19 protein-coding genes are annotated in these 21,477 nt (G+C 34.0%); 1 reads left to right on the top strand and 18 read right to left on the bottom strand.

The window, feature by feature from the left end; genetic code table 11:
• Positions 1-73 precede the first annotated feature (73 nt).
• The 11 genes from AABD74_RS20340 to AABD74_RS20290 all read right to left on the bottom strand — a co-directional run bounded on the left by AABD74_RS20340 (position 74) and on the right by AABD74_RS20290 (position 7,778).
• Positions 74-463 carry a DUF1801 domain-containing protein gene (locus AABD74_RS20340; RefSeq protein WP_406844108.1) on the bottom strand — a complete coding sequence of 130 codons (390 nt, stop codon included), beginning with the start codon at positions 461-463 and terminating at the stop codon, positions 74-76.
• A 15-nt stretch (positions 464-478) separates the two neighbouring features.
• On the bottom strand, positions 479-910 hold the full coding sequence (locus tag AABD74_RS20335; RefSeq protein ID WP_406844107.1) for a GNAT family N-acetyltransferase: 432 nt from the start codon (positions 908-910) through the stop codon (positions 479-481).
• Positions 911-984: 74 nt separating this feature from the next.
• Entirely contained in the window at positions 985-1,887 is a 903-nt protein-coding gene (locus AABD74_RS20330) for an arginase family protein (RefSeq protein ID WP_406844106.1), read from the bottom strand.
• A gap of 124 nt (positions 1,888-2,011) precedes the next feature.
• Positions 2,012-2,656 (bottom strand): suppressor of fused domain protein, encoded by a 645-nt coding sequence (locus AABD74_RS20325; protein WP_406844105.1) that lies wholly within the window; start codon positions 2,654-2,656, stop codon positions 2,012-2,014.
• A gap of 59 nt (positions 2,657-2,715) precedes the next feature.
• Positions 2,716-3,228, bottom strand: coding sequence for a YgcG family protein (locus AABD74_RS20320; RefSeq protein ID WP_232679455.1), 513 nt, complete (start codon positions 3,226-3,228; stop codon positions 2,716-2,718).
• 127 nt (positions 3,229-3,355) lie between these two features.
• Positions 3,356-4,102: a DUF2314 domain-containing protein gene (locus AABD74_RS20315; protein WP_232679457.1), complete on the bottom strand. Its 747-nt coding sequence runs from the start codon at positions 4,100-4,102 to the stop codon at positions 3,356-3,358.
• A gap of 107 nt (positions 4,103-4,209) precedes the next feature.
• Positions 4,210-5,172: a DUF6620 family protein gene (locus AABD74_RS20310; protein ID WP_073484915.1), complete on the bottom strand. Its 963-nt coding sequence runs from the start codon at positions 5,170-5,172 to the stop codon at positions 4,210-4,212.
• A gap of 24 nt (positions 5,173-5,196) precedes the next feature.
• On the bottom strand, positions 5,197-6,132 hold the full coding sequence (locus AABD74_RS20305) for a hypothetical protein (RefSeq protein ID WP_406844104.1): 936 nt from the start codon (positions 6,130-6,132) through the stop codon (positions 5,197-5,199).
• Between the two features lie 14 nt (positions 6,133-6,146).
• Complete coding sequence (locus AABD74_RS20300; RefSeq protein ID WP_232679460.1) at positions 6,147-6,389, bottom strand: hypothetical protein; 243 nt, start codon at positions 6,387-6,389, stop codon at positions 6,147-6,149.
• Positions 6,389-7,342, bottom strand: coding sequence for an SPFH domain-containing protein (locus AABD74_RS20295; RefSeq protein ID WP_232679462.1), 954 nt, complete (start codon positions 7,340-7,342; stop codon positions 6,389-6,391). Before AABD74_RS20295 ends, AABD74_RS20300 begins: the two co-directional genes overlap by 1 nt.
• 247 nt (positions 7,343-7,589) lie before the next feature.
• Positions 7,590-7,778, bottom strand: coding sequence for a SymE family type I addiction module toxin (locus AABD74_RS20290; protein ID WP_406844103.1), 189 nt, complete (start codon positions 7,776-7,778; stop codon positions 7,590-7,592).
• Positions 7,779-8,036: 258 nt separating this feature from the next.
• Between AABD74_RS20290 and AABD74_RS20285 the strand changes: the two genes are divergently transcribed.
• Entirely contained in the window at positions 8,037-8,255 is a 219-nt protein-coding gene (locus tag AABD74_RS20285) for a helix-turn-helix domain-containing protein (protein WP_406844102.1), read from the top strand.
• 324 nt (positions 8,256-8,579) lie between these two features.
• Here the strand turns inward: AABD74_RS20285 and lpdA are convergent, their stop codons facing one another.
• The 7 genes from lpdA to AABD74_RS20250 form a co-directional block, all read right to left on the bottom strand.
• Positions 8,580-9,968, bottom strand: coding sequence for a dihydrolipoyl dehydrogenase (gene lpdA / locus AABD74_RS20280; RefSeq protein WP_232679466.1), 1,389 nt, complete (start codon positions 9,966-9,968; stop codon positions 8,580-8,582).
• Positions 9,969-10,734: 766 nt separating this feature from the next.
• Positions 10,735-11,331 carry an HNH endonuclease gene (locus AABD74_RS20275; RefSeq protein ID WP_234984732.1) on the bottom strand — a complete coding sequence of 199 codons (597 nt, stop codon included), beginning with the start codon at positions 11,329-11,331 and terminating at the stop codon, positions 10,735-10,737.
• 224 nt (positions 11,332-11,555) lie between these two features.
• On the bottom strand, positions 11,556-12,320 hold the full coding sequence (locus tag AABD74_RS20270; protein ID WP_406844101.1) for a LytR/AlgR family response regulator transcription factor: 765 nt from the start codon (positions 12,318-12,320) through the stop codon (positions 11,556-11,558).
• A 414-nt stretch (positions 12,321-12,734) separates the two neighbouring features.
• Positions 12,735-14,095, bottom strand: a protein-coding gene (locus tag AABD74_RS20265; protein ID WP_406843840.1) for an IS3 family transposase whose coding sequence is annotated in 2 segments (ribosomal slippage) — positions 12,735-13,612 and positions 13,612-14,095 — 1,362 coding nt in all. Because the reading frame shifts where the segments join, the coding sequence is not laid out codon by codon here.
• 81 nt (positions 14,096-14,176) lie between these two features.
• Positions 14,177-15,496 carry a RagB/SusD family nutrient uptake outer membrane protein gene (locus tag AABD74_RS20260; protein ID WP_406844100.1) on the bottom strand — a complete coding sequence of 440 codons (1,320 nt, stop codon included), beginning with the start codon at positions 15,494-15,496 and terminating at the stop codon, positions 14,177-14,179.
• A 12-nt stretch (positions 15,497-15,508) separates the two neighbouring features.
• Entirely contained in the window at positions 15,509-18,847 is a 3,339-nt protein-coding gene (locus AABD74_RS20255; RefSeq protein WP_406844099.1) for a SusC/RagA family TonB-linked outer membrane protein, read from the bottom strand.
• A gap of 21 nt (positions 18,848-18,868) precedes the next feature.
• Positions 18,869-21,466: a zinc-dependent metalloprotease gene (locus tag AABD74_RS20250; RefSeq protein ID WP_406844098.1), complete on the bottom strand. Its 2,598-nt coding sequence runs from the start codon at positions 21,464-21,466 to the stop codon at positions 18,869-18,871.
• Positions 21,467-21,477: the final 11 nt, after the last annotated feature.

Genomic DNA, 21,477 nt, shown 5'->3' with positions numbered 1-21,477 from the left:
TAGGTTAATTTATTTTATAGATGAAAAAAAAGTTAAATAGTTGCGTTAAAGTCTTTTAAAAGAATGGTTTGAGTTATTTTAATCGAATTAAAACGCCTTTGCGTTTCACGATATTTTTATAATCCCATTGAATGTTTCTGGCTTTGCCGAGCCATCTTTTTAGATCGTCGATATTGATTTGATCTGCACTTGTATAACGCGCTTCGGCGGCTTTAAAGCTCCCTTCGTTTTGAAGTTCTGTTTCATCAAAAGACTGTCCGCTCCAAAAAAGCAGCCTGACAGAATCTTTTAATTTACTGTAACCGGCAACGGGATTTCCGTCTAAAAACCAAACCGGATGCCGGTGCCAGATTTTGCTTTCGGCTTCCTGCAGGAAATCATTAATCGCAGTACTTAAAATATTACATATTTTTTTGTCTTCAACGCTTTGTGAATCATTGTATGCCTGAATTTCCTGGTTCATGGTTTTTAAGTTTGGTTAATTTATGTTTTCTGTAAGCTCAAATAAAATATATGTTCCGTTTTCAGAACGTCCTTTTTCTTTTTCAATAAATCCTTTTCTGTTATAAAATTCAACGGCTTTGATATTGTTTTCTAAGCATTTTAAAGTAAGCGGAAATTTAGTTTTTTGAATTGCGGCTTTCAATAATCCGGTTCCAATTTTTTGACCTTGATATTCCTTATCGACATACAAATGGTGAATAAAATTATTTGGCATCCAAATAGAAATAAAACCAACAGGAATATCATTAATGAGCGCAGTTAAAATATATTCTCCTCGTGTATGTTTTTCAAAGTCATCTAATTTAAATTCTGATGTATCAAGCCACGAAAATGTTCTTTGCCTTTCTTTTAAAAACAGGATTTTTAAAGCTTCAAAATCACTTTTTCTAATTTCTACTATTTTCATCAAATTCTAAGTTGTTGTATTTTGTTTTAAAAATAATACTAAAATATTGAATATTTGATGTTTATGTTTGTAAATCAATGATTGAAGTGTTTATTGAAAGCAGTAGTAATATTGATAACAAAATCTTTTGTATACTGTCCGGTTTCGTCTAAATCCGGGTCGAGAATCGTAATTTCAAGTCCGCTTAGTTTTTGACTTTCAAATAAATAGGAGGTAAGTTCATTAAATTCCTCATAGGTTAAACCGTCAGGCGTTCTGCTGTCTACGCAGGGCATTATATCATCGTTAAGAACGTCGACATCGATATGAAGCCAGAAACCATCTAAGTTTTTGTTTTCAACTTCTGAAAGAAATGTTTTTACAGATTTTGTAATGCCTTGTTTTCGCAGTTCCTGAAGGCTTATGTATGTTGCCGAAGATTTTCTGATTTCGTTTTCGTATTCATCATCGTATTCGCGATTGCCAACGCACCAAAGGTTTTCTTCTTTTATATAAGGAGATAAATTGAGGATATTGGTTAATTTTTGATGCCCGTTTCCGGTAACGATTGAAGCTGCCATGCCGCCAGCGCCGCCGGTTTCAGATAAAGAAATATCCATAAAATCGGTATGGCCGTCGAGGTAAAATAATCCGTAATTGCCTTTTTGCTTTAAAGCCATTGCCGATCCTAAAAGAATGCTGCAGTCGCCGCCCAATACAAACGGAAATTTATTGGCACTCAATAAATTGTTTATTAAATAGGCTTGCTCTCTGGCGTAGGTAACTAATGAATCTGTGTTGAGAATATTGGTTTCAGGATCTTTAGAATTTGAATATTTTGGCGGATCGACCCTTATGATATTTTTTGGATTAATTGTTCTATGCAGATTATGTTTCCATAACCAATCAGGCAAACGATTTACACCTGGTTCTTTTCCTGTCTGCGGTTCTTTTAAGCCTAAATTAGAGGTGAATTCAACAATGCATATTTCTTTCATAACGCTGTTATTTACAGATAAGTTATTAAAATTAGTTTCGCAGTAAAGCTTTTTTAACAAGCCGAAATCAAAAAATCGGATCTGTTTTTACAAATCGGATTCTTGATATTTGAAAAGTAAATTTTTATTTTCTCGTTAAATCAGTAATTAACAGCGGATTGTTTTCTTTTAATTTATTTGCCAATTCTTCGACTGTTCCGGGATTTTCTTTTATTGCTTCGTATTCAGCAGAAGTAATTCCAACAATCTGCAGAAATGAAACTTCTCCATGCGGTGTTTGTTTCTTTTCGATTTCAGGGTCGTTTACAAAAAGCAATGCTGTAATTTCAGTATCAGTATCCAGCCTGATTGGGCCGTTTGCCGGCATGTAATGAAATTCTTCAAACCAGTTGCCGCTGTCAAAAACATATTTGGCTATATTTTGCAAAAGTGTCACTGCCCAGCTTGGGTTTCCGTTATCAGCTTCGAATGGTTTTAATCTAAAAGTAAGTTCAAATCCCCATTTGCTGAATTCGCCGTCAACTTTTTCTTCGTTATAATATAATTCAGAAAAACCGTAAGTTACAAAGTGAAAATGATCTGTTTGTTTTTTGCTGTCATAAATACTTACGCCGTCCAGCGGATATTCTCCGCCAAGCATATAACTTATAGCTGGTGCAAAATGTTTGGGTTCCTGATTTGGATAAAGACGTTCAAATTCGTTATCAATTTCAAGCCAGCCTACGGCATCATCTTCTGAAAATTGTTTTTTATATTCTTCTAATGTCATAACTTTTCTTTTTATGATTAAAACGAATACAATATAAGATTTTAGGTGTAAAGAATAAATTAATATGTTTTTAATTTATTCATAAACTGATCAACGGCAAGTTCTAAACCTTTACCATAATCTCCTTTTTTAAATTCGGGCACGGCATAAGTTGTTATAATATTCTGCGTGTCGTTATCGCTTAATTTATAGCGGATAAGGTCAATGCTTTGAACCTGAATTTGTCTTATTTCTCTGCTTACTACAATTAAAATAGTGGGATCTAGTTTTGGATCTTTTGACAAATATCGGTCTAATTCTAAAGCATAATCAGGGAAAGAAGTATAAGGCTGTATAGATGGGGTTGTTACAATCGTAATTTTGTAAAGAAACTGTTTTTCGAATGCTTTTAAGGTATTACTTAATGTTGTAATTTGATCAGGACTTAAGATTTTTTCGAAGTCATTTACATAATCATAAGATCTTGAAAAAACGCTTTGAGGGTCTGGAACAGTATTTTCCTTTTTTGTTTGAGAAAATAATATACTTGCTGGAAACAAGATTATTATAATTATGAAGGATATTTTTTTCATCGCATGCGAAGATTAGATTTGGTGCTGCGAAAATACCACTTTATTGGTTTACGATAAAAAGATAAACGGGTTATTTATTAACCAAAAAATCCGATTTGTTTAGCAAATCGGATCTTAAATGAAAATATTATAATAAGGGAATTAAATGCTCCCAATTTAATTGTTTTGCAAAATCTAGTGCTGTTTTGCCGCTGGCAGTTTTTTCATTTTTATCTGCTCCTGATTCTAATAATACCTGAATTGAAGTGAGATTTCCTGCGATTGCTTCTCTATGTAAAAAGGTATAACCTAATTCATCTTTTGCAGTTATTTCTTCGGGATTATTTTTTACAAAATCAATAAGACTGTCTTTCATGTTTTTACTCATAGGATGTTCTATAAGATTTTCAGGTTTTTCTTTTTGATCAGAAACGACAAAAATATCGTTGAAATCTCCAAAATCTAATCCCCAGGCTTCGTCGTGATCTTCTCTTTCGTTATCGCTCATTTCTGAACGCATTGCATGAATAGTATAACCTCCGTAGGTTTTTCCTCCAGCTGCAAATAACCAGTCACTGATTTGATTGATTGGAATTTGTATTTCATCTCCGTTATTTACATTCGTTAATTCATTTGGCTGATTAACTAGAACACCATAAATAGTTTCACCATCAAAATTCACATCATTAATCCACATGTGTTCAACTAAAGTTTCTCCATTTATTTCCTGAGTGAAAGCCAGTTTAACACAGGCAACATCAAGTCCGGGAATTATTCTGCGATATTCCCAGGATAATTCTCTCCAGAAATATTTAAAGGTAGCCTGCGCTTTTTTGAACGCTTCAATCATTTTTGGATTTTCTCCATCGGCAAAGAAAATGGGTGTGTTTTCCATTATATATTATTTTTATGAAGTAATTTTTGAAATTTCTGTTTAAGTCTAAACGAATAAAAAACCGATCTGTTTACAAATCGGTTTTTTACTATTTAAAGAAACTGAACTTAGAAATTTACATCGTCTGCGATATTGCCGCCTTGTTCTGCAGCAAATTTTGCGGCATATTCTTTTTGTTTTGCTTGTTGATAATCATGGAATTCTGTGATATTTTCAGAATTCCAGTTTTGATTTTGCTCTGTCATCCACTGCATTGCTGCAGATTGGAAATCAGCAAGGTTGATCCCGAAAGTTTCTAAAATCCATTGCGCGCCATCGATTCCGTATTCGTATGCAGCTTGTCTCGCTCCGGCAAGTTCTTCGTAGAAATAACGGTCTGTTTTGATTCTTTCAAGATTTGCTGCTCCTTCTTCAGAAATTTCTGCTTTTAGGTTTTCTAATTGCGGAACTGTTACATTTTCTGCATAATACTGCCCGAACAAAGTTGTAACCGTAAATGAAGTGTCTTCGCCCATACGCTGGGGCCAGATTGTGTTTAACTCTTCCCAAATTACAGATTCGAAGCCCATTGCTTTGCAAACTTCCTGATAATCGATTCCGGCACTTATTTTAAGGCACATTGCGGTATACGTTCTTAAATCTACGCCGTGTACAGGCTCAAGAAACGGATTATTTTCTTCAACCTTTATGAATCCTGAAGTTTGAATTCCGGTATATTTTAATGAATTAGCATGTTCAAATCGTATCATTTGGTCAGAATCGCAATTATTCCATTCGGTGTAAATTTCTCTTCTGTAACTAAAATATATGCCTTTAATATCTTTTTCTTCAAGGTTTTCACCACTTGCGCGTTGGTCAGCAATCCATGCTTCGGCTCTTTCTGCTACTTCGGCATCAAAATCATCAACATTATAATGCGTTCCGTGCAAAGTTTCTGGATCGTATTCTACTTCCTGATAATCATTTCTGTAATTATCTTCATAGTTTTCGTTTGATGTTTGTGCCTGCTCAAAATTTTGATTTTCCTGTTTACTGTCTCCAGTTAGAGCTCCAAAAAGTTTCTTAAACATTTGTTGATTTTTAAGGATTAATAATTATTTATTGTGTACCTGATTCTGATACATTTTTTCGTTGTGCTCTTTTAAATCGGGCGTAATTTTATTCCACTCGTCATACATGGCGCGCAGATAAACCTGATATAATTTTGGAGCATTTTTGATAACAAATTGCCTTTGTTCTTCGAGATCATCCATTTTTGCCTGAATTTCATTCAGCACTTTTTTATCTGATTCATGTATTTTGCTTAAACTTAATTCATGTCGCTGATGATATAATTCCCGCTCTTTTTTATCCTCCGTTTCAAAAGCTTCGTATAAGTGTGCTGTTCTTTGTTCAGCAAGTCCGCGTGCAATGTTTTGCAAATTTCTGCCTTGTGTGCTTGGCGCAAACGTGTTTTGCGTTTTACAATACGGACATGAAATATAGGTTTCGATTAAAAAGATTTTTTCGATTTCGATGCTTCCTCCGCATTGTGTACATCTGAATTTATTTTTGATGGCATCAAATTCATCGAGGATTTTTTGATATTCGATTTCAAGATCTCTTTCCTGTGTTTTTTCGATCTGTTTTCTCCAATATTCGTATTGATTGTCAAAATCGTAGTAACGATCAGAACAAGCGGTTCTGAAATTAGAAACCAGGTTATGATGTCTGCTTAAAACCGAAATCTGCGAATTATAATTTTGGTAAACATCCAGAATTTTTTCGTCGTAAGTATCCCGGGCTTTTTCTCTTATGTTTGATAATTGACCGTTTACGCCAGAATAAACCCTGTGGAAAGTTCTTTTGTACAAATCGTCATCGCTTTGTAAAATTTCTTTAAGTTCCGGAATGGCTGCGGCTGCAAATTCTTCCATTTTTGCTTCAAGTTTTTCTAAGAAGGTAAACCATCTTTGTTGTGATTCCTGAAGTTCTGCATACCATTCCGGAAGGTTTTCTTCGTTTTTTTGTTTATTGAATAATCCGAACACGTTAATTTTATTTTTTAAATTGAATTATCTTCTTTTTTAATATAAACTCCGTCAGTAAGTTTTACGGTTATAAATTCAAATCCGCAATAAGCACAATGTGTTACACCATCTTGTTTTGCTCGTCCGGCGCCGCAGTTTGGACAGTCTTTTGCATTCATTTTTGCGTCGCTGATTTCCATTTCACCGCCATAATTAGTTTGGTTTTGAGCTTTTTGTTTTAGTCTGTCTAAAAACGAATTGACTTTTTTCTCTTCCATTATAATTGGCTTAATAATTCAGATTTCTTTGTTTTAAATTCATCTTCGTCGATTAAACCGGCATCAAATAAAGATTTTAGTTTTTGAAGTTTAGACGTTAAATCGTCTTTTACTTCTTCTTTTTGGGTTTCTTTATTCTGCTGTAATTGATTTAGAAGAATTCCCATACTCAATGCGTTTTGGGTTGCATCGTGAAGTGCTGTTCCTTTATCTCCAATAGCAGTTGCGGTATTGAATTTGGTAAATTTATCCATATCAGTTACCATATTCATATTGGTGATTTTATCGTAGTGTGCCGTAACTTCTTCGGGTAATGTAACGCTGGTGATTACAAACTGCGTTAATTCAATTCCGAATTGAAGGAAATAAGGTTTTAGATACGGTTCGATTTTTTTACCTAATTGGGTAATATTTCCGGCAACGTCTGTTACTGTAATATTTTCATTGGCGAGAACTTCTCCAAATTTTGGAGCAACGAAATCACGTAACTGGTTTTGCAATTCAAAAATGGTAAGCTGCTGATAGGTTCCCGCATACTGACGGAAGAATTTGGCAACGTCGACAATTTGAATATCGAAACTTCCAAAAGCGCGAATTCTGATTTGCCCGAATTGTGGATCGTTCAATAGAATAGGAGCAGGAGTTCCCCATTTATTATTGATGAATTGATGGGTGTTGAAAAAATAAACATCGACTTTAAACGGACTTTCAAAACCGTATTTCCAGCCTTTCAGTTTGCTTAAAACCGGAATATTTTCTGTAGACAAAGTATGAAGGCCAGGTTCGTAAACATCGGCAAGCTGGCCTTCGTTTAAAAGCATTACCTGCTGGCTTTCGCGAACGGTTAGTTTTGCTCCGTTTTTGATTTCTTTATCTTCATCATAAAATTTCCACATTAGTAAATTAGGATCACTCGTTGTGGCTTCGATTATTTCTATAAAAGGTAATTTCATAAAATCTTATTTATAAAGAATAAAAATAAGAATTATAAGACGACTTCAATGTTTTTTTTATGTCAAGTTTTTAACAAATTTTTATTTATAAATTTTAAAGTTTATAATATTTGTCAAAGTATTGTCAATTTCGACCGAAGGGAGAAATCGCATACTTATATCGACAAAGATTGGTGATTTACTTTGTAGAGTTTCTTTATGGATTTACGAGTGCGATTCCTCGTTCCTCGGAATGACAAACTGTGTGTTAATTTTTGTTTTTTTCATTAGTAATGATAAGTCTGTTTTTCTTTTGTTCGATAATTACAATTTCACCTTTTTTAAATCCAAGTTTTTCAAGCCATTTGCCTTCCAGTTTTATTGATGGAATTGTAATGTCTTTGTGTGTTCTTTTTTGAAATTTGGTGTGAATTTTAAGTTTTCTCTCGTTGTTCATTGTTGTTATTTTTTTAAGACAAAGTATTGTCATTTCGACCGAAGGGAGAAATCGCACTCGTGAATCGATAAAGATTGGCGACTTGCTTTGTGGAGTTTCTTGTGCGATTTCTCCCTTCGGTCGAAATGACAAAAACTAAGCTATTAGTTTCTTTAAATTCTATTTTACCTGTAATTATCTTACAAAGATATATGAAAAATTCATTTTGTCAACATATATGATGACAAAATTTTAAATAAATTGTTTGACATTTGTTTTATGACACAAGATCAATTAAAAGAAAAAATAGGTCAACGAATTGTCGAACTTCGAAAAGAGAAGGGTTGGAATCAATCTGACTTAGCTCGCGCATGTAAAAAAGACCGTCAATCTATAGAAAGACTTGAAAACGGAAAATTGAATATGACAATTTATACTTTGTTTCAAGTTGCAACAGCTTTGGATATTTCTCTATCAAAACTGGTTGATGTATCATAATTGCCTATAATTTATTATTTATCTTTTGAAAACTACTGTGCGTGAAGGATGGGAGCGGCATCCTTTTATGGCGGGGTTCGCCATAAAAGATACAGCGGACAGCCTGACCCGGAGGGACACGCCATAATAAAACGACTTATTTTTACTAATCAGATTTTAAGACAAAGATTGGGGATTTGCTTTGTGGAACTTCTTTGTGGATATATGAGTGCGATTTCTCTCCCGAAGTTTCGGGATCGAAATGACAAAATAAAAAATCCGATCTGCTTTCACAAATCGGATTTTTAAATTGAAAATTATATATGACCGTAAAACGGTATATTTTTACAAGTGAATTACTTCGCCGTAAGCATCAGCAACAGCTTCCATAACTGCCTCGCTCATTGTTGGATGAGGGTGGATAGATTTAAGGATTTCATGACCTGTAGTTTCTAGTTTACGAGCTACAACTGCCTCAGCAATCATATCAGTAACACCAGCGCCAATCATGTGGCATCCTAACCATTCTCCGTATTTAGCATCGAAAATTACTTTTACGAATCCGTCTGGAGTTCCGGCAGCTTTAGCCTTTCCTGAAGCTGAGAATGGGAATTTACCAATTTTTAATTCGTAACCTTTTTCTTTTGCTTGTTTTTCAGTTAAACCTACAGAAGCGATTTCTGGAGTTGCGTAAGTACAACCCGGAACATTTCCGTAATCGATTGGCTGTACGTGAAGACCTTTAATTTTTTCTACACAGTTAATTCCTTCTGCAGAAGCTACGTGAGCTAAAGCCTGACCCGGAGTAACGTCTCCAATTGCGTAGTATCCCGGAATGTTGGTTTCGTTGTAAGCGTTTACTAAGATTTTATCTCTGTCAACAGCGATTCCAACTTCTTCTAAACCAATATTTTCAATGTTTGTTTTGATTCCAACTGCCGAAAGTACGATGTCAGCTTCAAGAACTTCTTCTCCTTTTGCAGTTTTAACAAATGCTTTAACTCCTGCACCGGTTGTGTCGATACGCTCAACAGATGAGTTTGTCATAACTTTAATTCCGGCTTTTTTCAAAGAACGCTCAAATTGTTTTGAGATATCTTCGTCTTCTACAGGAACCACGTTTGGCATAAATTCTACAATAGTAACATCTGTTCCCATTGAGTTGTAGAAGTGAGCAAATTCAACTCCAATTGCTCCAGAACCTACGATAATCATAGATTTTGGCTGTGTTGGTAATGTCATTGCCTGACGGTAACCAATTACTTTTACACCATCTTGCGGTAAGTTTGGTAACTCACGAGAGCGAGCTCCGGTTGCAATGATGATGTGATCAGCGCTATATTCTGTAACTTTATTATCTTTATCTGTAACGTCAAGTTTTTTTCCTGGTTTTAGTTTTCCAAAACCTTCGATAACGTCAATTTTGTTTTTTTTCATTAAGAATTGAACACCTTTGCTCATTCCTTCGGCAACACCGCGGCTGCGTTGAATAACTGCTGGAAAATCTTTATCGAATTCAGAAACTTTCAATCCGTAGTCAGAAGCGTGTTTTAAATAATCAAAAACCTGAGCTGATTTTAGTAATGCTTTTGTTGGGATACATCCCCAGTTTAAACATACACCACCAAGGTTTTCTTTTTCAACTACAGCAGTTTTAAAGCCTAATTGTGAAGCTCTAATTGCTGTTACATATCCTCCAGGACCACTTCCTAAAACAATAACGTCGTATTTCATTTTTTTTGTTTTTAGTATTAACTATCGAAAATGAGGTTTATAGATTCCGAAACTCACTTGCCGATTTTTCGTTTGTTATTTGTGCTTGCGAATTTAATGATTTATTTTAAAAAGAGTATCATGTAAAAAAGTAAAATATGTGATGTTAGTTGTGAGATGAAAGAAGCAAGAAGTAAGAGAAGAGAAATAAAGGTAAATGTGTGATGTTGATTCGTTTGTCAGGCTGAGCGAAGTTGAAGCCCGCTGCTTGTAAAAAGCTCTTCGACTTCGCTCAGAATGACAGAAATTATTAAAAAGATAAAGCCACAGATTATTAGGATTAAAAAGATTTTTTAAAATCCGTTTAATCTGTGTAATCTGTGGCGATATATTTTGTTGTTATGGAACTATATAGAAGTGCTTTGTGTGGGCTTTGACTTCGCTCAGAGTGACAGAAATTATTAAAAAGATAAAGCCACAGATTATTAGAATTAAAAAGATTTTTTAAAATCCGTTTAATCTGTGTAATCTGTGGCGATATAATTTTGCTATGACAGGATTATGTGAAAGGGCTTTGCGTGGGTTTCGACTTCGCTCAGAGTGACAGAAATTATTAAAAAGATAAAGCCACAGATTATTAGGATTAAAAAGATTTTTTAAAATCCGTTTAATCTGTTTAATCTGTGGCGATATATTTTGTTGTTATGGAACTATGTGGAAGGGCTTTGTGTGGGCTTCGATTTCGCTCAGCCTGACAATCGTTCAATTAATAATTCATAATTAACCATTAAACTTTCACGTGTCCCCAGTTTTCGCCGCTGGCAATTCTGCGAATCTGCATTTCGCTTACGCCGAATTGTTTAGCGATCATTTTAAGACGTGTTTTTTGTTCTGGTCTTGCCAATATTTTTTTGATTAACATGACTTTTGTGGTAGTTAATTTTCGTCCGTCGGCTTTTAAGTTGTGTTCGATCAGGTTTTTCTTTGCCTGAATCACACGAGGACTTTTGCGGCTGTGCGCCATCATTTCTTGTTTTGTTGCCCAGCGTAAATTGCTGATATCGTCATTGCTTCGGTTGTAATCGAGATGCAGGACATAGGTTTGATCTTCTGATTGTTTTGGAAGAAAATATTGGGCAACTAATTTGTAGAGAAATAAATATTTGTTGATGATTTTGTCATCTTTTTTAACTTTAAATCTAAAAGTAGGATATCCATCGCTTAGGCCGCCTTTTAAGATTCGGCCGTTTTCAATTTCGTCCGTAAAGCTTATTAATCTTCCTCTGTTTGAAATTGCGTATTTAAGTTGTAATGATGCGTTTATTTCTATTTCTTTGAATTCTTCGTTAGGATAAAATCTGTTATGTGGCATTTTCTTTTTCATTTAAATTTTTGTCTCTCAAAGATAAAGAATTCTAAAATGAAGAAAGTTATACTGTAAGTTACATAATATCAACTTTATGATTCTTATAACGCTATTTTAACTTTTTAGAATGATTTTGACACTTATTTGGTCAGTTTAAAACTTCAAATTGTGAATTATGCAGTTTTAGATTTTCTGCGAAAGCGTAAATTTTAGCGTTTTCCGATTCAAAAAAATAATCAATTTTATTGATCGAGCCAGTTTTTGAAATTGTTTATTTCTTTTTTACTGATAATTATTGGATCGTTTTCGATGGGAGGAACGGTAAGAATGAGTTCTATTTTTTGATGCGAATGTTTTACGACTTCTTTTATAATATTTCGGTGTACGATATATTTTCGGTTTATTTTGAAAAAGATAAACGGATCAAGGCTGTTTATAATATCTGTAATGGTGCTGTTATATAAATAGCTGTTGCCAGATTTTACATAGATAAATAAATGTTTTCCAGATGCTGCAAAATAAGTGATTTCAGATTCGTTTACTGAAATTAGTTTGTAACCGTGATTTACTAAAAAATGACGTTGTATTTTGCTTGTTTCTGGATTTTCGATGGCGACTAAAGACTGCAGCGTTGCATCGGCATTAAAGCTGTCTTTTATTTTTTTGAATTTGGTTAGGGCTTCTAATAGCTCTTGTTCTTCAAAAGGTTTTAAAAGATAATCGATTGTAAAATGTTTGAATACCGAAATGGCATAAGAATCGTAAGCCGTAACAAAAATGACCGGGCAGGAGATTGTGGCTTTTTCAAAAATTTCAAGGCTTTTTCCGTCGCCCAAATGAATATCCATAAAAGCTAGGTCGACACTGTTTTGTTTAAAAAAATCGACCGCTTCTTTTACCGATTTTAAAACTGCAATTTCGGCTATCTGTAAAATTTCCTGCTGTTCTAAAATTGATTTTAGGTAACTGGAAGCAAGATATTCGTCTTCGACAATGGCAATTTTCATTTTCCTTTTGAGATAAAGTTAAAAAGTTTCATTTTTAAGTGAGAAGCCCTTAAATGATTTTGCAAATATAATTGTCTATAGTTTTTTTACAACAAGTTTTTATAGGAGTTTGCAGTTTTGTTGTTATTTAATCTTTTCTGTTATGTTTTACATAATACTTGTGGTTTAAGCGGCGGGTTACGGATTGTGAATATATTGTGTTCCCGTGGTTGAAACCACGGGCTATGTTTATTAAATCGTTAATGAAAATCTATGTTTCTATTTCAAATATAGCCTGTGGTTTCAACCACAGGAAACGAATCGTGATTTTATTGCGTTCCCGCGGTTGAAACCGTCGGTAATTTCTTTGATATAAATAAATGCAAAAGAGGCCCAGCTTGTAGACTGCACCCAAAAGTTTAGACAAATTTATAATTAAGTTTTATAATAATGAGCTCGATATTGTATCGGGCTCATTGCTTTTAGATTAAGTTTTATTCTGTCATTATTATAATAATTAATATACTCAATAATCTCCTGTTTTAATTGACCAATGGAACTGTATTTTTTAAGATAAAACAGCTCTGATTTTAATGTTCCAAAGAAGTTTTCAATAATGGCATTGTCAAGACAATTTCCTTTTCTGGACATACTTTGTTTAATTCCTTTTTCTTTTAATAAGTATTGGTACTGTTTCATTTGATACTGCCATCCTTGATCAGAGTGCAGCGTTAAATTAGTATTATTGGGTATTTTCTTAAATGCTTTTTCAAGCATCACAGCTACTTGGTTAAATACGGGTCTTTCAGCCAGTTCATAGCTAATTATTTCTCCATTAAACAAATCAATTATTGGTGATAAATATAATTTTTTTCCTGAGACGTTAAATTCAGTTATATCGGTTGCCCATTTTTGATTAGGTACTGATGCTTTAAAGTTTCTGCTCAGAATATTTGGGGCAATCCTGCCTTGTTCTCCTTTATAGGATTTATATTTTTTAACTCTGATAAGACTTTTTAATCCCAACGATTTCATTAGTCTTAAAACTGTTTTATGATTGATGATTATCCCTTGAAGGTTTAACTCACTAGTGATCCTCCTGTATCCGTAACGTCCCTTATGCTTATAATAAATTGATTTTATAAGTTCTTTTACTTTTTTGTATTTATCAGCTGTTTTACTCTGTTTTTGATAATAATAAAAACTGCTGCGCGCCACATTACTACAATTTAAAAGTAATTTTAAATCATAGCGATGCCTTAATTCCATTATGACTTGCGATTTTTGGCTTTTTCTTCGGCTTGAATTAAGGCTTGTAACTTTTTTAGAAAATCAATTTCACAGCGTAATGCTTCATTCTCTAACAGAAGTTCTTCTTCCCTGGTTAAAGGTTTTTTGGATTTACTTTTTTTATCTTTAGAATCACTCATAGATTTTGGCCTCCCTTTTGGTTTTAGTTTTAATCCTTCTAAACCAAAATTAGCAAAATCTTTTTTCCATTTAATGATAATTGAATCCGAAGGAATGTTAAATCGTAAACGAGCTTCTCTTAAAGATAACGAATCCCTATAAATTGACTTTAAAACCTTTAATTTAAAATCAATCGGATAAACCCGATTTTTTCGTAATAATAAACCTGCCCTTCCATATTCCCTGTAAAAACTGACCCATTTGCGTATATTAGATTTGCTGGTTCCTTTCTCGTTAGATACTAATGCAAATGAATAATGTTTAACAACTACTAATTCTACACATTCAAGTTTGAATTCATAACTGTGCTTGACTTTTCTTTCCATAAAAATGCCCCCAAATAGCGTCTAACTTTTTGGGGGCAGTGCACTTGCACTGGACCTCTTAAAAAAAAACAATAGGTAAAATTATAGATTGGGATTGTTTAATCTCGCATCTGCCGGGTAAATAATAGTATATCGCGGATCGTTTTGTATCAATGTATAATTGTCACCGTCAAAAGTGTGAACGATTTGTTTTTGAGATGTTCTTCTCAAATCAAACCAACGTTGCCCTTCAACAGCAAACTCACGGTGTCTTTCTTCGTAAATAAAGTTTGTTAAATCTGCAGCATTCATTGCATTAACTTCAATTTCAAGTTGTACATAAGCAGCTGCTGTGTATCTGTTTTTGATGAAGCTTAAAACAGTTGTTTTAGCATCAGCAATGTTGTTCAGTTTTAATGAAGTTTCTGCTTTTGTTAAATATAACTCAGAAGTTCTGAAAGAACATTTTTGATCAATATTTCCACCTTTTTGAATTCTGTAACGGCTTCCGCTTGCTAAGAAATAAAGGGGAAAACGTAAATCAGTTGTTTTGCTGTAAGCAGCAATTAAATCTGATGAAGCATAAACGGCACCTTTTAAGTTGTTTATTAAACCGTCTTCAAGAGCTAAAATAGATTCTTTTGAATCGTATTTTGTTGCAAAAACAGGTGTAGCCTTTAAATCAATTAAAGTGTTGTTGATTGCTAACGCTTTGTTTGCAGCATCAAGCGATTTTTGCCATTGTTGTATGTATAAATAAATACGGCTTTCTAAACTGTATAAAGCAACTTTAGAGAAACGATAGTTTAAACCTTTTGTTTGAGAATCTTTGTTGATGAATTTTTCAGCTTCCTGAGTGTCAGAAATAATTTGATTGTAAATTACTTCTACACTTTGAGGAACAAATGCCTGCTCTAAATCAATTTCTAATGCTAACGGAACTCCTTTGTCTGAACCAGCAGTTGCAGCATTATATGGTTTTCCAAAAAGGTTAATTAAATCAAAGTAAGCCATTGCTCTTAAAGCATACGCTTCTCCAACTAATTGGTTTCTTTCTGGAGATACATCTAATTTTTTAGACGCTTCGTTAATGATTACGTTTGTATAAAAGATAGTTTTGTATAAATCTGCATATTGAAAAGTAGTTGTAATACGATCCGGATTTGCATCTTTCCAAATATAAATATCTCTATAGTATGTTACGTCATCACTGAATTCATTCATTGTCAATTCGTCTGTACGAACTGCCGTTAATGATTTATGTTCAGGATATACGTCGTATCCTTTTGTTAAAACTGCGCGGTACTGCTCTAATGTTTCTGGAATAACACGACCAACTGGCTGGATATCCAGATAATCATCACAGCTTGTTACAGCAAGTGCTGCAGCAAAAAGTAGTATATATTTTGAGAATTTTTTCATCTTTATTTTTTATTAGAAAGTTACATTACATCCTAAAGTGAATGACTTAGGAACTGGTTGTGCATAAATGTTTCCGAAAGTTTCAGGGTCAAAGTAACCTTTGTAATCAGAGCTGATTACGAATAAGTTTCTAGCTTCAACATTAAGTCTGATGCTTGAAATGTTAATTTGATCTGTAAATGCTTTAGGGAATGTATAACCTAAACGCAAACTGCTTAATCTCATATAACTCATTTCGCTAACCCATGTATCTAAATAATTGTAGGTTGTAATTTGGTTTTGTCCAGAATACCATAGGTATGCCATATAAGAATCTCCTGTTCCTGAATCTTTACTTGTAATTCCTGGTAAGTTAGAAGATGTATTAGTTGGTGACCATGCATCTAAAATATCTCTACTGTAATTTTGTCCTCTGTCTACGATTGTTCCATTGTATGGAGGAGTTCTTGTTACAGTTTGTTTGATGTTGAATGAAGCTGCAATTGTTAAATCAAAATTACTTACTTTAAAAGTATTGGTAATACCTCCAGTAAACTTAGGGTCTCTGTCTCCTAAATAAACAAATAAGTCTCTAAATTCAGCAGCTGATAAATTTGACTGCGCTAATTCTCCTGGGAAAATATCAGCAAATGGATCGTATAAACCAAAGAATGTTTGAGAGTTTACAGTTTCTCCTTTTTTGTTGATAAATAAAGGATATCCATTTTCGTCGATTCCGTTTGTTTTAAATCCAAATACAGCATTTACCGGACGTCCTTCTCTGTTTGGCAGGTAATCAGTATCACGAACTTCGATACGATCTACGTTGCTTTTGTTGTGAGAAAAGTTAATACTTGTATTCCATTGAAAGTTTGGACGGTCAATATTTTTAGTAGATAAAGTTATCTCGTAACCTTTATTACTTACCTGTGCCCAGTTCATATTTGTATATTCAAAACCATTTTCTAAAGGAAGCGCTCTTAAACCAATTAAGTCAGAACTTTTTCTTCCGTATAAATCAGTTACAAGGCTAATACGATTGTTGAATAAACCTATATCAGCACCTACGTTAGTATTGGTAGTTTTTTCCCAACGTAATTTTTCATTTGGCGGACTCTGAACATCAATAATCTGCTCATTTTGTCCAGGTAAAATAATAGTTGTACCATTTGTACCCATTACATAAGGAGAAGTATTTTTGTCAATGTTTCCTTGTAAACCGTAAGAAGCACGAAGTCTTAAGTTAGAAAGTGTTAGGTTGTCTTTTAAGAAATCTTCTTCAGACACTGCCCAAGATGCAGATGTTGACCAAAGTGGCAAATATTTGTATTTAGGATCTACACCAAATAAATCTGAACCATCGTATCTCACACTTCCAAATACACTATATTTTCTGTTGTAAGTATATGCAGCAGTAGCGAAGAAAGAAGCAAAAGCATTTTCATTTTCACTTTTAGCATATTGTTTATAATCAGATTCCTTAGCGAAACCAGCGTTAGGGAAAAGAATTGGCTGTGTAGTTAAATTTTTCTCATCAAAACCAAATCCTTTAGTTGAAACAGATGTTGTGTAGTTTCTTCTTAACTCATTACCAACCATTGCTTCGATTTCGTGTTTCTCAGCAATTTCAGTTTTATAACTCACCATTGTTTTTAAGTTATACTGAAAAAAGTCTGTATTTGAGTTTTGAATAATTCCACCTTCCGGAAGGAAATAATTGTAAGCTCCGTTAGTAAAATAACGTGATTTTTCTTTTTGCTTTCTTGTGTAATAAGTTTCTTTTCCAGCAAATTTTTCGCTGGCAGTATTGTCTAACTGTAAACCTAATTGAGACGTTACTTTTAAGTCTTTAGTAACTTTATACTCAGCATCTAATAAAGCTTTTATAGCTCTGGTTTTTAAATCGTAAGAAGTATTTGCTCTTTCTTCTAAGATGTTAAAAGGAACATAACGGCCAGAATAACCAGTGATATCTGGGTCATATTTATAACTTCCATCTTCGTTGTATGGAGTTAAATATGGATTTACGTTTCTTGAGTAATTTGATGGGTTTGTAAACGCATCTGTATCTGTAAGGTAAGATGTAGTTTTGTTTTCAGAACCAAAAATTCCAACACCAACTTTAAATTTATCTGTTATTTGATAGTTGTTTTTTAATGTTAAGTTGTAACGTTTGAAACCAGTTCCAATAGTTGCTCCTTTTTCATCATAGTATCCTAAAGAGAAATAGTAATCAGATTTTTCTCCACCACCAGATAAACTTAAACCGTGCTGCGTGTTGATAGCTGTTTGATATAATAAGTTACCCCAGTTTGTGTTGTTTCCTCTTAAAGAATTGATAGATTGTTGTGTTGCAGGGCTTAAAGAAGAAAATCCTCCAGCTCTGTAAGCGTCTAATTCGCCAGATCCATTTAAGATACGAGAAATATCTCCGCCAGTATCTCTGTAAGTTAAATCTGCACGGCTTGCCATGTTAAGTTCTAAATCAATTTTCTCGTTTGAGTTCATTAAATTTAATTTAGAAAACTGAGGTCTCTGCGTGATAAATGTATTAGTATTGAAACTTACTACCATTTTACCAGCTTTACCTTTTTTAGTAGTTACCACGATTACACCGTTTGCAGCACGTGCACCGTAAATAGCAGTTGCAGCAGCATCTTTCAAAATCGTAATATCTTTAATATCGTCTGGGTTTAAACCTGCAATAGAGTAGTTGTTTAATACGTCGATATTGTCTTTGTCATAGTTTTTAGGAACTTCATTTCCTTCTAATGGCAGCCCATCAAGTACCCATAAAGGATCTTGTGTGCCGTTAAGAGATGCTGTACCCCTGATTCTGATTTTTGCTGGTGCTCCAGGTGCTCCAGATGGTGTGCTTACCGCAACTCCGGCAATTTGTCCTACCAATAACTGGTCAATACTAGAAACCCCAGTCTGCTGGATCGCAGCCATGTCGATTTTTGTAACGGCAGCAGTAAGTTTTCTTTTCTCAATTTTTTGGTAACCTGTTACCACAACCTCCTGAAGTTTTGCTGTTTCAGATGTTAAGTTGATTGTATAATTTTTTTGAGCAGAAAGTTCAAGCGTATACGATTTGTATCCCATGAAAGTAACTCTCAAAGAAGTAATATTTTTTGAAATTTTCAAAGAGAATTTACCGTCGAAATCTGTAGTAGTTCCGATACCTTCACTTTGAATAATACCTGCCATAGCAGTTTTATTTGAGATGGAATTGTTCTCAACGAAGATCGATGCACCAGGTATTGGCGAAAGATCTGCTTCATCTTGAATGATCCCCGTAATAGTTCGGGATTCCTGCGCATATCCTGCGATGGCCAGAAACAGCAGTAGGGCATGTAGAATTTTTTTCATGTTTTGGGTTTGGGTTATATATTAAAAGGTTGTATTATTCAAAGCTCTGTCGATTCGTTGTATTAAATCGCGGTAATGATTTTGGGTCGATTGATCTCCCGTACTTCTTTTTGTTCTTAATAATTGAAGCACTTTACTCAATTCTCCTTTTTTGTCTGATGTTACTTCTGTAACTCTTTTTAAAGCAGACTGATTAATGTTTCTCGCCATATGTTCATCATCTAAATAATTGCACAAATGAGGCATACTTAAAGTCTGCAGAATTTCGATTGCTTTTTTAGGCTCAGTTTTTTCAAACAATTTATTTGTTGAAACAATCAAAACATCAACATAATTTTTTTGTGTCATTCGCTCTAAAATGCTCAACGATTTGTTTTGAATCGTTCCTGCAAATACACTTTGATGTAATTTTTGGAATAAATCATTTACGGTAAAAACCTTTTCATTTGTTTTATTTCGCTGATACAATTCATTTTCCGTCATTCTAAGCAAACGATCATCATTTAATAAATCATACATAATACGATATTGCAATCCTCTTGAAAGAGTATACGGAGTGTATTCATAAGGGCCTAGAGGCGAATTTTCTAATGGATTTGTTTTGTCTAAAATGTCATTAAAAAATAACCATTGCGGAATTGTAATTGCATTTTTAACTAAAAAATCTGCCGCTCTTTTTTGCATTGCTGCCGGTACCGGAATATAACTTTGTTTGTTGTCGCCATGAACGGTCGTATTAAGATAAATACCGCCAATATTACTCATGACATGATAGTTATACGTTTCCCACTGCCCAATACTTCCTATATACAGTTTGCCGGTTTCATAATATGAACGGTCTTTGTCGTAAGTCCAGTTTAAGATATTGTCTACAACACGTTTTAAGTTTTTTAAACCGTATTCGCTTGCTTTTACAGCATCGTTTCCTAAATCTTCAGATTGTGAGCGAGGATCAATTACATTTGCCTGCTGTTCTCCATAAAAATAAATGGGGTCATTTTGATGTTTTGTAATTAAGGCGTTTAGTTTTGCTGTTTCGTTTTCGTTAGGCGAATACCATCTGTAACCCCATTCAATAGCATATTTATCATATTCTCCAATTTTAGGAGTAATTACCGTAACACTATCTTCTGGCTGTGCAACGTAATTATAACGGGCATAATCCATAATTGAAGGTGCAGTTCCACCCATTTTTGCTGTAAATTCTTTAGAACGCAAAGACTCAACATCATAAGCAAACGAAGAGCCCATATTGTGTCTTAAACCAAAAGTGTGTCCAACTTCATGAGACGATACAAAACGAATGGCTTCTCCCATATGTTCATCGCTAAATACATTTCCTCTTGCTTTTGGGTCAATTGGTCCGGTCTGGATACGCATCCAGCTTTGAAGCGAAGTCATCACATTGTGCCACCAAATAATGTCGGCTTCAATAATTTCTCCGCTTCTTGGGTCAACAACCGAAGGGCCCATAGCATTGGATTTTGGTGATGCCGCATACGTAATAACAGAATAGCGAGCATCATCTATGTCAAAGTCTAAATCTTTTTCAGTAGGTTCTTTTGCAATAATAGCGTTTTTAAAACCCGCTCTTTCAAAAGCTGCCTGCCAATCGTGAACTCCATCAATAATATACTTTCTCCATTGCTTCGGAGTCGACGGATCGATGTAATAAACGATTGGTTTTTTCGGCTCTACTAATTCACCTTTCAAATATCGTTCTTCATCTTCTTTCTTTGGTTCTAAACGCCAGCGGGTAATCAATTCTTTTTCAAGCATTGCCTGCTGTGCATCGGCAAAATACCAATGCTTTTCAGAGAAGAAACCAATTCTGTTGTCAGAAAAACGAGCTTTCATTGGAGTTTTATCCAATAAAATAATATTACTTGTTACGCCAAGCGTTACCGACAATGCCGGTCCGCCGCCTTCGCTGATAGAAGTTGTCAGCTGCGATTTTACTACAATATTTTTAGGGAAAGCTTTTAAACTCTCTATATATGATAAGTCAGATTTTACAGAACCGCCAATACCAATGCTGCTCAAAACATCATTGAAGCTTTTTTGTTTTCCGTCAAAAATCTTATTTACTTTAATAACTACAGCACTCGAATCGTTGTTTTTGGTTTCAATATCAAAAACTTCAATAATAGATTCTGAGAAATTATCAATTACAGATGCTGTAATGGCATCTTCTTTTGGTGAAGAAACTTTAGGAACATATGTTTTTATCCAAACTTTCTTTGCAATTGTATCTTTATAAAAGGAAATGATTTTGTTTTCATAATTCATTCCTTTATTTAAGCCAGCTTCGTTAATCTGAAAAGGGACCTGAGATAATTTATTTACAACCAGAAATTCTCTTTTAAATAAACTATCCTGAATTTCAAAATAAACATCGGTTTTAACCTGAATGATATTGAACAGTCCTTTTTTAAGTGTGCCCTTTTTTATTAGGTCACTATATTTTTTTCCTTTTTTGGAGTCAGTAGAATCTTTTACAATTTCAGTCTCTGTTTCTTTTTTCTTTTTCTTTTGCGAAAGAACTGTAACAGGAATGAATAATAATAAAATTAGTAAGCAAAGTAATTTTACATTATGCAGGAATGCCTTTTCCCTCATTTTGGTGTTAA

This window comes from Flavobacterium soyae (genome assembly GCF_045348165.1).
Taxonomy (GTDB): Bacteria; Bacteroidota; Bacteroidia; order Flavobacteriales; family Flavobacteriaceae; genus Flavobacterium; species Flavobacterium soyae.
Note: the sequence above shows the minus strand (reverse complement) of the source record. Positions and strands in the feature narration are given on the sequence as shown.

What these genes read in the sequence shown, in the direction of transcription:
- AABD74_RS20315 (WP_232679457.1), bottom strand. Translation starts at nt 4,102, where the DNA reads ATGGAAAACACACCCATTTTCTTTGCCGATGGAGAAAATCCAAAAATG.
- AABD74_RS20320 (WP_232679455.1), bottom strand. Translation starts at nt 3,228, where the DNA reads ATGAAAAAAATATCCTTCATAATTATAATAATCTTGTTTCCAGCAAGT.
- AABD74_RS20295 (WP_232679462.1), bottom strand. Translation starts at nt 7,342, where the DNA reads ATGAAATTACCTTTTATAGAAATAATCGAAGCCACAACGAGTGATCCT.
- AABD74_RS20340 (WP_406844108.1), bottom strand. Translation starts at nt 463, where the DNA reads ATGAACCAGGAAATTCAGGCATACAATGATTCACAAAGCGTTGAAGAC.
- lpdA (WP_232679466.1), bottom strand. Translation starts at nt 9,968, where the DNA reads ATGAAATACGACGTTATTGTTTTAGGAAGTGGTCCTGGAGGATATGTA.
- AABD74_RS20275 (WP_234984732.1), bottom strand. Translation starts at nt 11,331, where the DNA reads ATGAAAAAGAAAATGCCACATAACAGATTTTATCCTAACGAAGAATTC.
- AABD74_RS20330 (WP_406844106.1), bottom strand. Translation starts at nt 1,887, where the DNA reads ATGAAAGAAATATGCATTGTTGAATTCACCTCTAATTTAGGCTTAAAA.
- AABD74_RS20285 (WP_406844102.1), top strand. Translation starts at nt 8,037, where the DNA reads ATGACACAAGATCAATTAAAAGAAAAAATAGGTCAACGAATTGTCGAA.
- AABD74_RS20270 (WP_406844101.1), bottom strand. Translation starts at nt 12,320, where the DNA reads ATGAAAATTGCCATTGTCGAAGACGAATATCTTGCTTCCAGTTACCTA.
- AABD74_RS20290 (WP_406844103.1), bottom strand. Translation starts at nt 7,778, where the DNA reads ATGAACAACGAGAGAAAACTTAAAATTCACACCAAATTTCAAAAAAGA.
- AABD74_RS20255 (WP_406844099.1), bottom strand. Translation starts at nt 18,847, where the DNA reads ATGAAAAAAATTCTACATGCCCTACTGCTGTTTCTGGCCATCGCAGGA.
- AABD74_RS20335 (WP_406844107.1), bottom strand. Translation starts at nt 910, where the DNA reads ATGAAAATAGTAGAAATTAGAAAAAGTGATTTTGAAGCTTTAAAAATC.
- AABD74_RS20325 (WP_406844105.1), bottom strand. Translation starts at nt 2,656, where the DNA reads ATGACATTAGAAGAATATAAAAAACAATTTTCAGAAGATGATGCCGTA.
- AABD74_RS20310 (WP_073484915.1), bottom strand. Translation starts at nt 5,172, where the DNA reads ATGTTTAAGAAACTTTTTGGAGCTCTAACTGGAGACAGTAAACAGGAA.
- AABD74_RS20260 (WP_406844100.1), bottom strand. Translation starts at nt 15,496, where the DNA reads ATGAAAAAATTCTCAAAATATATACTACTTTTTGCTGCAGCACTTGCT.
- AABD74_RS20300 (WP_232679460.1), bottom strand. Translation starts at nt 6,389, where the DNA reads ATGGAAGAGAAAAAAGTCAATTCGTTTTTAGACAGACTAAAACAAAAA.
- AABD74_RS20250 (WP_406844098.1), bottom strand. Translation starts at nt 21,466, where the DNA reads ATGAGGGAAAAGGCATTCCTGCATAATGTAAAATTACTTTGCTTACTA.